This window comes from Saccharopolyspora elongata (assembly GCF_004348985.1).
GTDB classification, from domain to species: domain Bacteria; phylum Actinomycetota; class Actinomycetes; order Mycobacteriales; family Pseudonocardiaceae; genus Saccharopolyspora; species Saccharopolyspora elongata.
Window position 1 is genome coordinate 1 of the sequence record NZ_SMKW01000015.1, and the last position, 15,142, is coordinate 15,142.

16 protein-coding genes are annotated in these 15,142 nt (G+C 71.2%); 10 read left to right on the forward strand and 6 right to left on the reverse strand.

Annotated features, from left to right (window positions below):
• Positions 1-175 precede the first annotated feature (175 nt).
• From E1288_RS13675 to E1288_RS13685, 3 genes are all read left to right on the forward strand, one after another.
• Entirely contained in the window at positions 176-1,138 is a 963-nt protein-coding gene (locus tag E1288_RS13675) for a LysR family transcriptional regulator (RefSeq protein WP_235883533.1), read from the forward strand.
• Between the two features lie 67 nt (positions 1,139-1,205).
• On the forward strand, positions 1,206-2,198 hold the full coding sequence (locus tag E1288_RS13680; RefSeq protein ID WP_207954341.1) for an alanine racemase: 993 nt from the start codon (positions 1,206-1,208) through the stop codon (positions 2,196-2,198).
• A 102-nt stretch (positions 2,199-2,300) separates the two neighbouring features.
• Positions 2,301-4,076, forward strand: a complete 1,776-nt coding sequence (locus E1288_RS13685) for a serine/threonine-protein kinase (protein WP_165968098.1) — start codon at positions 2,301-2,303, stop codon at positions 4,074-4,076.
• A 164-nt stretch (positions 4,077-4,240) separates the two neighbouring features.
• Here E1288_RS13685 and E1288_RS13690 read toward each other — a convergent pair whose 3' ends face one another.
• The 4 genes from E1288_RS13690 to E1288_RS13705 form a co-directional block, all read right to left on the reverse strand.
• Positions 4,241-5,032 (reverse strand): FHA domain-containing protein, encoded by a 792-nt coding sequence (locus E1288_RS13690; RefSeq protein ID WP_132484934.1) that lies wholly within the window; start codon positions 5,030-5,032, stop codon positions 4,241-4,243.
• An 87-nt stretch (positions 5,033-5,119) separates the two neighbouring features.
• The gene (gene fmdA, locus E1288_RS13695; protein ID WP_132484936.1) at positions 5,120-6,367 is read right to left on the reverse strand and encodes a formamidase; all 1,248 of its coding nucleotides are present in this window, start codon (positions 6,365-6,367) and stop codon (positions 5,120-5,122) included.
• A gap of 12 nt (positions 6,368-6,379) precedes the next feature.
• A complete protein-coding gene (locus tag E1288_RS13700) occupies positions 6,380-7,018 on the reverse strand; it encodes an AmiS/UreI family transporter (RefSeq protein ID WP_132484938.1) in 639 nt (212 codons plus the stop codon).
• A 31-nt stretch (positions 7,019-7,049) separates the two neighbouring features.
• Positions 7,050-7,322: an FmdB family zinc ribbon protein gene (locus E1288_RS13705; protein ID WP_132484940.1), complete on the reverse strand. Its 273-nt coding sequence runs from the start codon at positions 7,320-7,322 to the stop codon at positions 7,050-7,052.
• Positions 7,323-7,614: 292 nt separating this feature from the next.
• Between E1288_RS13705 and E1288_RS13710 the strand changes: the two genes are divergently transcribed.
• From E1288_RS13710 to E1288_RS13720, 3 genes are all read left to right on the forward strand, one after another.
• Positions 7,615-7,806: a hypothetical protein gene (locus E1288_RS13710; protein ID WP_132484942.1), complete on the forward strand. Its 192-nt coding sequence runs from the start codon at positions 7,615-7,617 to the stop codon at positions 7,804-7,806.
• Between the two features lie 544 nt (positions 7,807-8,350).
• A complete protein-coding gene (locus tag E1288_RS13715; RefSeq protein ID WP_132484944.1) occupies positions 8,351-8,953 on the forward strand; it encodes a TIGR03086 family metal-binding protein in 603 nt (200 codons plus the stop codon).
• Positions 8,954-9,079: 126 nt separating this feature from the next.
• On the forward strand, positions 9,080-9,967 hold the full coding sequence (locus E1288_RS13720) for a S1 family peptidase (protein ID WP_132484946.1): 888 nt from the start codon (positions 9,080-9,082) through the stop codon (positions 9,965-9,967).
• Between the two features lie 79 nt (positions 9,968-10,046).
• On the opposite strand, the gene E1288_RS46900 is transcribed toward E1288_RS13720, so the two are convergent.
• Positions 10,047-10,226, reverse strand: coding sequence for a hypothetical protein (locus E1288_RS46900; protein ID WP_165968099.1), 180 nt, complete (start codon positions 10,224-10,226; stop codon positions 10,047-10,049).
• A gap of 59 nt (positions 10,227-10,285) precedes the next feature.
• Between E1288_RS46900 and E1288_RS46905 the strand changes: the two genes are divergently transcribed.
• Both E1288_RS46905 and E1288_RS13730 read left to right on the forward strand, forming a co-directional pair.
• Entirely contained in the window at positions 10,286-10,462 is a 177-nt protein-coding gene (locus E1288_RS46905; RefSeq protein ID WP_165968100.1) for a hypothetical protein, read from the forward strand.
• Between the two features lie 33 nt (positions 10,463-10,495).
• Positions 10,496-11,722: a L,D-transpeptidase gene (locus tag E1288_RS13730; protein ID WP_235883534.1), complete on the forward strand. Its 1,227-nt coding sequence runs from the start codon at positions 10,496-10,498 to the stop codon at positions 11,720-11,722.
• Here E1288_RS13730 and E1288_RS13735 read toward each other — a convergent pair.
• Complete coding sequence (locus E1288_RS13735) at positions 11,707-13,137, reverse strand: MFS transporter (RefSeq protein ID WP_132484952.1); 1,431 nt, start codon at positions 13,135-13,137, stop codon at positions 11,707-11,709. The two genes, E1288_RS13730 and E1288_RS13735, sit on opposite strands and share 16 nt — an antisense overlap.
• A gap of 114 nt (positions 13,138-13,251) precedes the next feature.
• On the opposite strand from E1288_RS13735, the gene E1288_RS13740 reads away from it, so the two are divergent.
• Positions 13,252-14,469, forward strand: coding sequence for a cytochrome P450 (locus E1288_RS13740; RefSeq protein WP_132484954.1), 1,218 nt, complete (start codon positions 13,252-13,254; stop codon positions 14,467-14,469).
• A gap of 2 nt (positions 14,470-14,471) precedes the next feature.
• Entirely contained in the window at positions 14,472-15,116 is a 645-nt protein-coding gene (locus tag E1288_RS13745) for a TetR family transcriptional regulator (RefSeq protein ID WP_132484956.1), read from the forward strand.
• Positions 15,117-15,142: the final 26 nt, after the last annotated feature.

Genomic DNA, 15,142 nt, shown 5'->3' on the forward strand with positions numbered 1-15,142 from the left:
CGGTTTTCGATGACGAAGCCTCATCAGGAGTTCACTTGCGTTCGCCCTTCAGGTCTTCCCCTTACCCTGTCGCCGACGACGACCCGTCGACACCTTGGGGCTTCTTGTCAGGCAGCTTCACACCCGCTAGTTACCCGGCGAGCATGTGCCCTAGGGGACCAGCCATGTTGGTCACTTGGCTGGAGGGAGCACCATCCTCACGACGCTCCCCGCTGGTGCGAGCGGCTTATCAGCTCGCACTCTGGAAACCGAGCAGGACCGCGATGCGACCGTCGTCGTGCGCCCGGCGGAGCGCCTCCACGTGGCGCAACCCGCGCTGAGCCAGCAGATCCGCCGCCTGGAGCAGCAGCTGCGGACACCCCTGTTCATCCGCACGACGCGCCGCGTGGAGCTCACCGCGGCCGGGTCGGTGCTGCTGGAGAACGGGCGGCGCGTGCTGGCCGAGGCGGATCAGGCCCTGAACGCGGTCCAGCAATCCGCGCACGGTGAGATCGGCACCCTGCGGATCGGTTTCGTGAGCTCCGCGGCGCTCACCCTGGTGCCCAAGATCGTGCACGCGTTGCGGGCGAACCGGCCGAACCTGCACCTGGACCTCAAGGAGATGACCACGGATCGCCAGCTCGAAGCGATCAACGAAACCGCGCTGGACGTCGGGATCGTGCGGGAGCTGGAGCCCCAGGCCGGGCTGAACGTGTTCAAGCTCGTGCAGGAGCCGCTGCTGGTGGCGCTCCCGAAGAGCCACCCGCTCGCCCGCCGGCGGTCCATCCGGCTCGGCGAGCTCGCGGCGGAGAAGTTCGTGGGATTCCCGCGCAGCCAGGTTTCCCGGCTCTACGACCACATCGCGGCCCTCTGCCACCAGGCCGGGTTCCGCATGCGGCCGGCGCAGGAAGCCGTTCAGTTCCCGACCATCCTCGGCCTGGTCGCGGCCGGTGAGGGGATCGCCGTGGTGCCCAGCTCGCTGCGCCACCTGCGGCTGCCCGGGTTGTCCTACGCGCGGCTGGACCACCCCGACGCGGTGTCCCGGATCGCGATCGTCTGCCGGCCCGACCGCGCGAAACTCCCGCTGGTGGCCAAGTTCTTCGAGCTGTCGGCCGCGGTCGACCTCGACGGGGAACGCCTGCCCACCTCGTCCCGATGACGGGGAACGCCGTCGGCGGAACCGTATGATCCGGGCGGGAAGACCGGTACCGGCGAGGGAGACGACGTTGCACCTCTTGGACCTGCAGACCCCTGCGCTCGTCGTCGACGCCGCGCTGCTCGACGCCAACCTGCGGACGATGGCCGAGGCGCTGCCTGAGGCCCGGCTGCGCCCGCACGTCAAGGCGCACAAGACGACCGCGCTCGCCCGGCGCCAGGCGGACATCGGGCATCGCGGCTTCACCTGCGCCACCGTCCGCGAGGTCGAGGGCATGGCCGCCGCCGGGCTCGGCGAAGACCTGTTGCTGGCCAACGAAGTTCTCGACACCCGGCGCCTCGGTGCGGTGGTGCGCGGCGGCGCCCGGGTGACGCTGGCCGTGGACTCGCCGGAAACCGTCGAAGCCGCCGCGTCCGGCGGTGTCCGCGAGGTGGTCGTCGACGTCAACGTCGGCCTGCCGCGCTGCGGCATCGACCCCGCCGCCGCGGGCGAGCTCGCCGATCTCGCTCGCAGCAAAGGACTTTCCGTTCGCGGCGTGATGGGGTACGAAGGCCATCTCATGCTGCGCAAGGACCCGGCGGAGCGCGCCGAGCGCGCGGCCGAGAGCATGGCGCTGCTGCTGGCCGCGCACAAGGACGTCGGCGGCGATCTCGTCAGCGCGGGCGGCACCGGGACGTACGCGGTGAACACCTGGGCCACCGAGATCCAGGCCGGCTCCTACGCCCTGATGGACACCGCCTACGCCGAGCTCGGCCTGCCGTTCCGGCAGGCCCTGACCGTCCTCGGCACCGTCATCTCGGCCTCCCCGAAGTGGGTCGTCGCCGACGTCGGGCTCAAGGCGCTCGGCATGGACCACGGCAATCCCGCGATTCCGGGCGCGCGCGTGCACTTCTGCTCCGACGAGCACCTGACCTTCACCCCGGAAACCCCGGCCCAGGTCGGCGACCGGGTCCGGGTGCTCCCCGCGCACGTCGACCCGACCATCGCGCTGCACGAGCGCATCCACGTCGTCGACGGCGACGAGGTCGTCGAGGTCTGGCCCGTCGACCTGCGCGGCTGGTGACGCGTTCGCGACTTTCCCGGACCGGTCCCGCCCGCGGTTCGCCGTGCATTAGGGTTGCGCCACCTCGTCCGAGGCTGGCCCGGCTCGTGGATGGGAGTGGCGGTGCGGATCGGTCAGTTGATCAGCGGCCGGTATCGGTTGGCGGAGCAGATCGGTTCCGGCGGCGGCGGGACGGTCTGGCGCGCCGTCGACGAGGAACTGGGCCGGGATGTCGCGATCAAGCACGCCGTCTCGCGGGACAGCGAGCACGGCGCCGAGCGGATCCGGCGGCTGCGCACCGAAGGCAAGATCCTGGCGAAGGTGAACCACCCGAACGTCGTCACGTTGTACGACGTGGTGGACGAGGGCGGCGAATGGCTGCTGGTCATGGAATACCTCCCCGCGCCGGACCTGGCCCACCACCGCATGCTGCCGCCCGCGCGGGTGGCCAGGCTCGGGGCGCAGCTGGCCGCTGGCCTGGCCGCGGTGCATGCCACGGGCATCCTGCACCGCGACATCAAGCCCGGGAACGTCCTCGTCACTGCCGACGACATCGCCAAGCTCGGCGACTTCGGCATCTCGCGCGCCGTGCACGCCGACGTGACCCTCACCGAGACCGGCCTGCTCTCCGGCACACCGGGTTTCGTCGCCCCCGAGGTGGCCAACGGCGCGGAACCCACTGCGGCCTCGGACGTCTTCTCGCTCGGCGCCACCCTGTTCGCCGCGATCGAGGGCGTGACGCCGTTCGGCGAATCCGGCAATCCGTTCGTGCTGCTGCGGCAGGCCGCGGCGGGCAAGGTCGCCGCGCCCAGCCAGGCCGGACCGCTCACGCCGGTGCTCGCCCAGCTGTTGCGGGTCAATCCGGCGAAGCGGCCGAGCGCGGCGGAAGCCAGGACGATGCTGGAGAACGTCGCCGCCGACGTGCCGGTCGAGAAGCGGCGGCGCGGTCGCGTGGTCGCGGTGTCCGCTGCCGTCGTCGGCGTGCTGGCGGCCGGCGCCTTGGTCGCGACAGGCTTTCCGCCCACGTCTGCGGATCGCCCCGCGACTGATCGGGCCGGAGCGCCGAAGCCGGTGTCGCCGATCGGCGAGCCCCGCACAGCCGACCCCTGCGCCCTGCTCGACCCGGTGACGCTCACCCGGTTCGGCGAAACCGACCTGAACGCCGAGTACGGCAACTTCAACCGGTGCGACGTCATCGTGGATTCCGGCGACGGCGAGGTGGACGTCGAGGTGCTGTTCTCCGCCGCCGACGGGCCGCCGGAGGGCCGGATCGAGAAGATCGGCGCGCTGGACATCGTGCGGGAGCCGCAGGAAAGCGACGAATGCGCCCGCATCCTGCCGATGCCCGACCAGCGAACCCGGATCGTGATCACCGCGGACCAGCTCGGCGAGGGCCGGTCCGATCTGTGCGGCATGGCCGAGGCGGCGGCCACGACCGCGGCCGGGGTGCTCGGCCGGGGCGAGGTTCCGCGCCGGCCCGCGCCGAATCCCGCTTCGCTGATCAACGTCGACGCCTGCGGCCTCCTCGACGGCGACGCGCTCTCGCGATTCCCCGGTGTCGACGCCATCCGCCCGGAGCCGGGCTTCGGCGGCTGGAGCTGCCGGTGGAACAGCACCACCGGACCGGCCACGCTCCGGCTCATCTTCGACCGGCACCAGCCGCCCACCGCCGACGACGGGCGGCCCGTCCGGTTCGGCGACCACCGGGCGTTCGTCGAGCCCGAGGGCTACGGCGAGGAGTCGTGCCAGGCCGGCATCGTCCACCGCGAGTACCGCGGCGAGGACGGCCAGCTGGTCGAGCGGCTGCTCGTCGTCGTGATGGGCCCGCAACCCACCGACGAGCTCTGCCGACTGGCCACCGCCCTCGCCGAACCGGCCGCCGCCGGCCTCCCCGCCTGAGCCCCTCCTCGGGGTGCGGCGCGCATCGGGGGTCCGCAATTTCCATTGAAATCGAAGGTTCGATTTCAATGGAAATTGCGGAGTCCGGACGGCGGTCGCACCTCCCGCAGCGAGCCGCCACCCGCACCGCAGCGCACGACGAGCGTGGAAACAGGCCCTGCGGCTCAGGCGTCGAGGACCCGGAGGTCCGGCGGCACCAGCGTCGTGCTCTCCAACAGTTCGCGGATGAGGTTGTGGTTCAAGGTGTTCCCGACCGGCTCACCGACCTCGTCGCGGGTCAGCCCGGGCACGCCGCTCTTCGACAGCCTGGCGCGGACGTCGACGACGTCGTGCTCCACCCGCTTCGCCGTCCACCCGGCATCCGGTTGCAGCTCGGCGAGGTGTTCGGCGGCCTGCCGCCAGGACAGCGGCTGCGGGTACGCCTCGTGCATCAGGTAGCGCTGGCCCAGGACGACCAGGAGGAGCTTCTCGGTCGGCGAGAGCTTCCACGTCCTCGGCGGCTGCGTCGGGTCGCTGTGCTGCGACGCGGGCGGCTGCCCGTCCGGCCCCGCCACGTACAGCTCCAGCAGGTGCTCGCGACCGCTCGAACCGCGCAGGAACAGCGGCGTGTACCCGGTGGTGAGCGGGACCGGCTCGTCGTCGGCGAACAGCAGCCGCGAGCCGGGGAACCGGACCGGGAGGCGCCCCGTGTTGTGCACCCACCAGTGGTCCAGGTGGTGGGTCAGCAGCCCGTGGTGGCGGCTGATCCGCCGGTCGTTCTCCCCGACGCAGACGTGCACCTCCGGCCGGTTGCGGCCGAACACGATCGTCCGCCCCTCCCGCGGCCGGACCGTGATGCCCCCGGTGACCGACAACGCGAAGATCGTGCCCGGCGCCGACCCGGGCACCCCGAACGCCAGGCTGCCGTGCCCGGCCGCGAGCGGACGACCCCCGGCCACCTGCAGGTTCTCGCGCATGCCACCTCCGCTTCCTCGAACGCACCCGCAGCATTCCACGGCCGGCCGGGAGCCCTCCCCGAATCGGTGCGGGGCCGCTGCCGGTGCTCAGGACGTGACGGCGCACTGGCCGCGATCCTCGCGCGCGGGCCCGGCCGCAGTCGGCCGCACGTCGAAGTCGAAGATCGCCGCCGGGACGTAGAGCGTGCAGCAGGCGTTGGGGATGTCGACGATGCCGCTGATCCGCCCCTCGACGGGCGCCGAACCGAGAAGCAGGTACGCCTGTTCGCCGGTGTAGCCCCACTTCTTGAGGTACTCGACGCCGTTGAGGCAGGCACGCCGGTAGGCGGTGGTGGCGTCCATGTAGTGGTTGGTGTCCGTGTCGTGGTCCACCGAAACCCCGGAGAACGACAGGAACTCCGAGTACCGCGGTTCGACGTTGCCCGGCATGAACACCGGGTTGGTGGTGATGCCGAACTTGTCCATGCCGCCCTTGATCAGGTCGACGTGCAGGTCGATGAAGCCGCCCATCTCGATCGCGCCGCAGAAGGTGATCTCGCCGTCGCCCTGGCTGAAGTGCAGGTCGCCCATGGACAGCTTCGCGCCCTCGACGAAGACCGGGTAGAAGACCCGCGACCCGCGGGTGAAGTTCTTGATGTCCTGGTTTCCTCCGTTCTCCCGGGCCGGAACCGTCCGGGCGCCCTCCCGGGCGATCCGCTGCGCCTCGCTGCCGTCCGCCTGACCGGCCAGCGCCCCGGGCTCGGTCGGCGGCAGGGCCAGCGGTGGCACGCGGTTCGGGTCGGTGTCGATGAGCGCCTGCTCCCGCCGGTTCCACTTGGCCAGCAGATCGGCCGATGGCGCGGTGCCCATCAGGCCGGGGTGGGTGATGCCGGTGTAGCGGATTCCCGGCAGGTGCCGCGAGGTGCACTGCTGCCCGTGGAAGTCCCAGATCGCCTTGTAGGCGTCCGGGAAGTAGTCAGTCAGGAAGCCGCCGCCGTTGACCTTGGCGAACACGCCGGTGTAGCCCCAGCCCTGGCCCGGGGCCTCGCCGGTCTCCTGCGGCACCGGCCCGAGGTCCAGGATGTCGACGATCAGCAGGTCGCCGGGTTCGGCACCCTCGACGCCGATGGGGCCGCTGAGCATGTGCGTGAGGTCCAGGTCGACGTCCCGGACGTCGTTGGCGGAGTCGTTGTTGCCGAGCTGCGCGTCGGTCCACTCCCGGCATTCGACGCGGAACTCCTGGCCGGGCCGGACCATCGCGGCCGGCGGGATGTCCGGGTGCCAGCGGTTGTGCCCCGGCACCGCCTGCTCCCGCATCGACTTCGACTGGTCGACGCTGAAAATCACTTCTGGCATGGGAAATCCTCCTCACTGATGTGCCGGACGGTGGGGCGCGGACAACCGGAAGCCCCGGACCGACCACACGCCGGTGGTGAACAACCACAGCGCGACGAAGACGACGACGCCGAAGATCACCAGCGCCATCGCGATGGCGTTCGGGTTCCGCCAGTAACCGGTCATGATCAGGAACGACGGGATCGCGGCGGTGACCCAGCCCTCGATCGCGGCGACCCAGCCTGTGTAGCGGGTGAGCCGCTCCATCTTGAGGCCCAGCAACAGGAAGAACAGCAGCCACAGGAAGGACCAGTACAGCCAGATCACGCCGAACGGGCCGTCCCCGAGCAGCCGGAAGTTCGCGAACGAGTAGCCGAGCGCCATGATGGCGACGAACAGCGAGAACCAGCCGACTCCGCTGGTGTCGAAGTCGCCGAGCAACCCGATCCCCACGTACAGGTAGGTGAAGCCGAACAGGTAGATGCCCGACGCGCTGAGGACCGTGACCGGGTCCCCGAGGTTCACCGCGATCAGGATCGTCGGGGTGATCACCTGGAGCGCCCCGACGAAGAGGTTGAACACGCCGATCGCCTTCGGGTCGGCCTTGCCCAACAGCATGACGCCGTTGAGGAACAGCACGGCGCCGACGTACAGCAATCCCACGTATGCCACCGATGACACCTCCGCTGGCGCCTGGGCCCGGTCAGGGGCGCGGGAGCCGGGACAGCGACGGATGCGGCTCGGGCGGCTTCCTGCGGGGCACCTCGGTGACCACCTCCGGCTCCGCGCCGCTCCGCTCCGCCCGGTCGAGCGCGGCGGCGAGCCGCGCGGGCACGGCGGCGAGGTGCGGTGCGGAGAAGATCCTGCGGGCCGGTCGCCCGCAGTGGAGGCACTCGTGCGTAGCCGAGGCCGTCCCCATCGGCTGGTGCGTCTCGAATCGACCGCACCGAGGGCAGTCGTACTCGTAAGTCGCCATGGCCGGCCCTTCCCCCGAAGACCTGAGACCGATGCGATCCCGGTCTGCGGTCGCCGGCCGGAAAATCGCGGACCGGCGGCCCAGACCCGAGGAGACTCCCGGTGCTGTGCGCTGTCAAGGGCGGCATGATCTGCGGAGACGCGGCCCGGGCGATCGGCTTGGGCGTGGCGCGCGGCACTGTTGACTGCGCGTGCCCGCCTACCCAATAATTTCCACCCAACAGAGTGAGCACCCGTCGGAGCGGTCACAGCATGCAGGCGGCACCCGACACGATCAGAGTGGGTGGCTGTCCATGCGTCCCCGACACGATCCCCGCGGTCACATCATCCTGACCGCCTGGCTGTGCCCGGGCTGCGACGTCGCCGGACGTTCCGCGCCCGAGAACGAGCCGGAATGCTGGAACTGCGGCGGCCCGGTCGTGGTCACCGCGCGCCCCTCGGTTCCCGTCGCCGAACCTGCCGCCGGCTCGCCGGCCAACTCCTGACCGTCCGTCCACTGTGCACTCCGGTCGACCCTCGACCGACGCCGGCGCCGCCCGCATGCGCAGCGTGACTGATCCGCTACGGATCGAACTCGGGGCGAAAGACCCCTTTACCGGCCTTTTCCTGGCAATACCGTGACAAGTACCGGCAAGAAGCCGGTGAATCCGACGACGTACTCACGTCGCCGGGGTCGGCAGAAAAGCACCGGGAGTCCCGGTGGGCTCTTCGCGCCCCGGAAAGGGCCCGGTGCGGCAATCCCCATCACGGGATTAACGAGGGATCACGATGCAGATCAGCACAATCTTCAGCAACCGTCACGGCTGGCGCTGAGCCGGCTTTGACGTCCTGAGAACCTCTTCCAACCAGTAACCACATCCAACCCAATAGACCAGTCCAGCATTTCCGGTAGCTCCCGTCTGCATTGAGGCGGGAGCTACTGCTGCGTCGGGACGACCCTCGTAGTCCACACAGGACTCGAACACCGCGCGGAAGTACCGGGGCCGATTCCCGCCGGACACGGGCCGGCGGCGCCACCATGATCGACTCATGCGTGCTTCCGGCGACGTGCTGTTCGCCCACCTCCGCCGCACCAACGCGGACTTCGCCCGCCGGGTGCGGTCGATCGAGCCCGGCCAGTGGGCCGATCCGACCCCCTGCGCCGAATGGGACGTGCGCGCGCTGGTGAGCCACCTGGTGCAGGCGAACGCTATCTACCGGCTGCTGCTGCACGGCGGCGACAGCGCCCAGTTCCTGGTGATCCGCGAGCAGGACGCGCTCGGCGACGACCCCGCCGGATCGTTCGACGCCGCCGCGGCGAGCTGCCTCGCCGCCTTCGGCGAGCCCGGCGCGCTGGACCGGGTCGTGGACTACCCGTTCGGCCCGGTCGACGGCCGCAAACTGCTCGGCCTGCTCATCGCCGACACCGTCGTGCACGGCTGGGACCTCGCCCGCGCCACCGGCGGCCCGGAGGAACTGGACCCGTCGCTGGTCGAGTGGGTCGACGACAACTTCGAGTGGCTCTACACCGGCGTCGCCGAGGGGCCGCTCGACCCGGGCAGCACGCACAGCTACTTCGCGGCGGCCGCGGCGGCTCCCGCCGACGAGACCCGCCAGCAGCGGATGCTGCGCCTGATGGGCCGCCGACCCTGAGCTCCGCCACCGGAATTCGATCCCGAATCCGATCTTGCAGAATCCGCTCCTCCGCGCGCCCGGGCTGGGCTACCTTGATCAACATCGCACGTGATCTTCGTGCGGGAAATCGGAGGACAACAGCAGATGACCAAGAACCTGCCGGTGCCGGGGTCGCTGAAGCGCACCGCGGCGCTGGCCGCCGCGGTCGCCGCCGCGGGCGCGTTCACGAGCTTCGGGACGGCGCAGGCCGACGAACCGACCGGCGACGTGACGCCCTCGATCATCGGCGGCACACCCGCGGACCAGACCTACTCGTTCATGACGTCATTAGAGTACGAACGCAACGGGGACCCGAACTCGCACCGCTGCGGCGGCGCGCTGATCAGCCCGGAGTGGGTCGTGACGGCGGCGCACTGCGTCACCTCGCCCGACCCGAACGGCGGCGCCTACGTCGTGATGGACCCGGCGCTGCTGCACGTGCGCGTCGGCTCCAACGACCGGACCTCCGGCGGAACCATCGCCAAGCTCCAGGACATCGTGGTGCACCCCGAGTACCACTCGTACGAGGATCGCGAGCTGGGCAAGGACATCGCGCTCCTGCACCTCGACGGGCCGATCGCCGACGCGCCGGCGCCGATGGCCGACGAGCTCACCGCGCCGGGCACCGCGGTCCGCGAGATCGGCTGGGGCTACGTCTCCAACGCCGACGCCGGTGACCCGACCAAGCTGCCGACGCAGCTCCAGCAGCTCGACACCTCGATCATCCCGTCCGACACGCCGAAGTGCGTGGCGGGCCCGGACGGCGACACCTCCTGGGGCATCCACGACGGCGACGTCTGCGCGGACAACCCCGAAGGCGTTCGCGGCCCCTGCGGCGGCGACTCCGGTTCGCCGCTGCTGGTCAAGGAAGGCGACCGCTGGCGGGTCGTCGGCGTGGACAGCCGCGGCGTCGGCCACGTCTGCGGCGAGTCGCCCGACGTCTACACCAGCGTCGGCCACTTCCGCGGCTGGATCGACAGCGTCATCGCGTGATCTCCTGATGGCACGGGGCCCCGGCGGTGGATCGCACCGCCGGGGCCCTGTGCCATCAGCACCGATCACGCCGTCCCCGTCAGGCGGAATCCCGCACCACCAGGTTCACGAACGGCCCTTCCGCCGGCGGCGCGGCTCGCGCGGGACGCCCCAGCGCCGACAGCACGCCGCCGGTCAGCCGCCGGGCTTCGGCCGCCAGGTCGACCCGGATCGCGCTCAGCGGCGGGTACGAGTAGCGGGCCAGCGGATCGTCGTGCACTCCGATGACGGCGGCACCGCGCCGACCGTGCGCACTTTGTGCTGCTGTAGCGACACAAAGTGCGCACGGGCCAAGACGCACACCTGACCAATGTGGACTCAAACCGGCCCACCTCCTGGAGAACTCCGGCGGCTCGGCTGGACGCCGCGGGCGAGGGCGACGAGGTCGTCGCCGCGAAGGACGACGGCGGCGACTACGACGAGAACCCGGTCGTCTGGCGGCTTCCCGGCCGGTAGCCCGGTGCGGCGCGGCCGCATGATCGTGTTGAGATGTTCGCCCCCGCCCCGGACAGTGGTTTCGATGTCGGGCACATCGGCAAGGGACGGGGGCCGGGGATGCGGGTAGCAACAGCGTGGCAGGTCGTCGTCGGAGGCGTGCTCGCCTGCGCGATGGCCTCGTGCACGGCTCCACCGAAGCCTTCGGCCGCGTCCGTGACGTCCTCGGTGCCGGACCGCGCCGCGCAGGTCGCGCCCAGCGAGCCGCTGGTCGTCACCGCGCACGCGGGCACGCTCACCTCGGTCACCGTTACCACGGACGGGGGAAGGACGATCCCCGGTTCGCTGCGCGACGGCGGCCGCAGGTGGAGCACGACGACGCCGCTGGAGTTCGGCACCACCTACCGGGTGCACGCCCTGGCCGAGGACGTCGAGCGGAAGCCGTCGGCACCGCTGAACTCGACCTTCAGCACGGTCAAGCCCGTGGACACCGTCACCGTCGAGCGGACCCGGCCCACCGACGGCGACACGGTCGGCGTCGCCATGCCGGTGTCGATCTACTTCAGCCGGCCGGTGACCGACCGGGCCGCCGTCGAGCGCCGCCTGTCGGTCGAGCCGTCGGTGCCGACCGAGGGCTCGTTCCACTGGATGAGCGACGAGCAGGTCAACTGGCGCCCCAAGGAATTCTGGAAGTCCGGCACCATCGTCCGGGTGCGCGCGCAGCTGTACGGCGTGGACACCGGCGGCGGCGTGATGGGCACCGACGACACCGAGACCAGCTTCCTCATCGGGCGCGACCAGCGCGCGATCGGTGACGTCAACACCCACACGTTCACCGTCTTCCAGGACGGCCAGCCGATCCGGGAGCTCCCGGCCTCCTACGGCAGGAGCGTCTACCCGACCCAGTCCGGCGTCCACGTGGCCTTCGAGAAGCACACCTCGACGCGGATGCGCTCGGACACCTGGGGCGGGCCGCAGAAGGGTCAGCCCGGCTACTACGACGAGGTGCTCCCGCACGCCGTGCGCATCTCCAACAACGGCGAGTTCGTGCACGTCAACGCCGCGACGGTCGGGCAGCAGGGGGTCGCCAACGTCTCGCACGGGTGCATCAACCTGTCGCCGGCCAACGGCAAGTGGTACTTCGACTTCGTGCAGATCGGCGACCCGGTGGAGATCGTCGGCTCCGACCGGCCGCTGACCCCGGCCGACGGCGACATCCCGGACTGGACGATCCCCTACGACGAGTACATCAAGGGCAGCGCCCTCTACCAGCCGCGCTGAGCTGCGTGCCGGGGCAGGAAGGCGGCGATCGCGAGCGCGAGGAGGGCCGCGGCGGCGGCCATCGCCATGATCACCTGGAAACCCGCCTCGGACGGCACGGTCAGCGCGCCGAACGTCGCGGTCAGCTGCGCGAGCACGGCGCCCGCCACCGCGCTGGAGACCGAGGTGCCGATGGCGCGCATCAAGGTGTTGAGGCTGTTGGCGGCCGCGGTCTCCGCGACGGGCACCGCCGCCATGATGAGCGCGGGCATCGCCCCGTAGGCGAGCCCGATGCCGGCGCCGATCACGCTGGAGACGAGCACGAGCTGCCAGACCGCGGACATCAGCACGATGCCCAGGACGTAGCCGGCGGCCACCACGACGGCGCCCAGCATCAGCGTCGTCTTCGGTCCCCGGGCCGTCGAAATGCGCGCGGACAGCGGCGCCATGGCCATCATCACCAGACCCGACGGGCCCATCGCCAGCCCCACGACGAACATCGTCTGCGCCAGGCCGTAGCCGGTGGCCGCGGGCAACTGCAGGAGCTGCGGCAGCGCCAGGGACATCGCGAACATGGCGAACCCGAACACCGCGGACGCGATGTTGGTGAGCAGGACCTGGCGGCGCGCGGTGGTGCGCAGGTCCACCAGCGGCCGGGAGACGCGCAGCTCCCACCAGCCCCACAGCAGGAACAGCACCGCCGACGCACCGAGCAGCCCCCCGGCTCGGGTGGCGGTCCAGCCCCACTCCGCGCCCTTGGAGATCGCCAGCAGCAGGCAGATCAGCCCGGCCGACAGCCCGATCGCGCCCACGAGGTCGAAGCGCCCGCCGCTGCGCACGCCGGATTCCGGCACGAATGCCAGCACCAGCGCGGTCGCGACAGCTCCCAGGCCCGCCGACGTCCAGAAGAGCACGTGCCAGTCGGCGCGTTCGGCCAGGAAGGCGGCCGCGGGCAGGCCGAGCGCGCCGCCGACGCCCAGCGAGGCGCTCATGGTCGCGGTGGCCGAGCCGAGCCGTTCGGCCGGGAGGACGTCGCGCATGATGCTGATCCCCAGCGGGATGACGCCCGCCGCCAGCCCCTGCAGGCTCCGCCCGATGACCATGGGCGCCAACGAGTCGCTGAGGCCGCAGACCGCGGAGCCGGCCACCAGCAGCACCAGGCTGATCAGCAGCATGCGCCGCTTGCCGTACATGTCCCCCAGCCGGCCCACGACCGGGGTCGCGACGGCCCCGGCGAGCAGCGTCGCGGTGATCGCCCACGCGGCGTCGGACGCGGACGCGCCCAGCAGCGCGGGGAGCACCGGGATCAGCGGGATGACCAGGGTCTGCATCAGCGAGACCACGATCCCGCCGAAGGCCAGCACCGCCACGACGGTGTTCGCGCGCGGCGGGCCCGAGACCACGGCGTCGGCGGCTCGGGCTGGGGCGTGGGGCATGGCAGGGCCTCCGTCGGGGTGATCGGCGTTGCCGGTCGGCTACTTTAAATCAGTTGATTGACTTAAAGTAGCGGGATCGGTTAACTGGTCGCAGACCGACCGGGAGGAGCACGCATGACCGTCGAGGGCGAACAGCTGCTGGACTACCCGATTCCCAGCGCGGCGGCGCTGGAACCGCCCGCGGAGTGGGCGCAGCTCCGGCAGGGGTGCCCGGTGGCGCGGGTGTCGCTGCCCAGCGGCGACGAGGCGTCGCTGCTCACCCGCTACGACGACGTCAAGCGGGTGCTTTCCGACCCGCGGTTCACCCGGCAGCTCAGCGCCGAAGGCGCGGCCCGAATCTCGGCCAACGAGTCGGGCGGCGTGTTCAACAGCTCGCTGGCGACCTCGCTCCCCCAGTCCGGCGACGCGCACCAGCGGTGGCGGCGGATGGTCGGCAAGTGGTTCACCGCGCGGCGGATGACCGCGCTGCGACCCGAGATCGAGGCGATGGCCGAGCGGCTCATCGACGACATGGTGGCGCGCGGCGACCACGCGGATCTCAAGGCGAGCCTCGGCTTCCCGCTGCCGGTGTGGGTCATCTGCACGATGCTCGGCGTGCCGGACAGCGACCGGGACAAGTTCGCGCACTGGTCCGACACACTGCTCAACCTGACCCGCTACGAGCAGGCGGAGATCGACGCGGCGCAGGCCGAGTTCGTCGAGTACATGGCCGCCCACATCGCCGCCAAGCGCGCGGCGCCGGGCGACGACCTGCTCAGCGAGCTGATCGCGGGCACCGACGCCGAGGGCCGCCGGCTCAGCGACGCGGAACTGGTGGGCACCGGCCAGGGCCTGCTGGTCGCCGGGCACGAGACCACGGCGAACATGATCGGCAAGATGGTGGCGATGCTGCTGGCCGACCGCACGCGGTGGGAACGGCTGCTCGCGGACCGCTCCCTGGTGCGCACCGCGGTGGAGGAGGCGCTGCGGTTCGATGCCAACCCCGGCTTCGGCATGCCGCGCTACATCGGCGAGGACGCCGAGGTCGCCGACATCGAGCTGCCCGCGGGGACGACCGTGGTGTGCAGCATGGCCGCGGCCAACCGCGACGCCACGGCGTTCGACGGCGCCGACGAGATGGACCTCGGCCGCAGCCCGAACCCGCACCTGGCCTTCGGCGCCGGGGCGCACTCCTGCCTGGGGCAGGCGTTGGCCCGCACCGAGCTGCAGGCCGTGCTCGACGTGCTGCTCCGCCGGCTCCCCACGCTGGAGCTCGCTGTGGCGCCGGAAGACCTCAACCGGGTCGAGGGCCTCGCCGTCGGCGGCCTCCGCGAACTTCCGGTGCGGTGGTGACGATGGCCGGGAAGACCGTCCGGGCGGAGCGGGTCAACGCGACGCGGGAACAGATCTTGGCGGCGGCGGAACGGCTTTTCGCCGAGCACGGGGTGTTCGCCGTGTCCAACCGCCAGGTCAGCGAGGCCGCGGGGCAGGGCAACAACACCGCGGTCGGCTACCACTTCGGCACCAAGGCCGACCTGGTGCGGGCGATCGCGCGCCGGCACTCCGAGCAGATCGAGCGGCTGCGCCTGACCATGGTCGCCGAGGCCGACGGCTCCACCGACGTGCGGGACTGGGTGGCCTGCCTGGTCTGCCCGGTCACCGAGCACCTGGCCGCCCTCGGCAGCCCCACCTGGTTCGCCCGGTTCGGGGCGCAGGTCATGACCGATCCCGCGCTGCGCGAGATCATGATCGACGAGTCCCTCACCGCGCCGTCGCTGCTGACGGTCCTCGACGGCCTCAACCGGTGCCTGCCCGACCTGCCGGTCGACGTGCGGCTGGAGCGCGGCGACATGGCCCGCCAGCTCATGGTGCACATGTGCGCCGAGCGCGAACGCGCTCTCGCCGAAGGCACCGCCACACCGCGGAACAACTGGCAGGGCGCCGCGAGCGGCTTGATCGACGCTATCGTCGGGATGTGGCTGGCACCGGTCACGCGTTGATTTCCGTTCGGACCAGCCGAATTCCG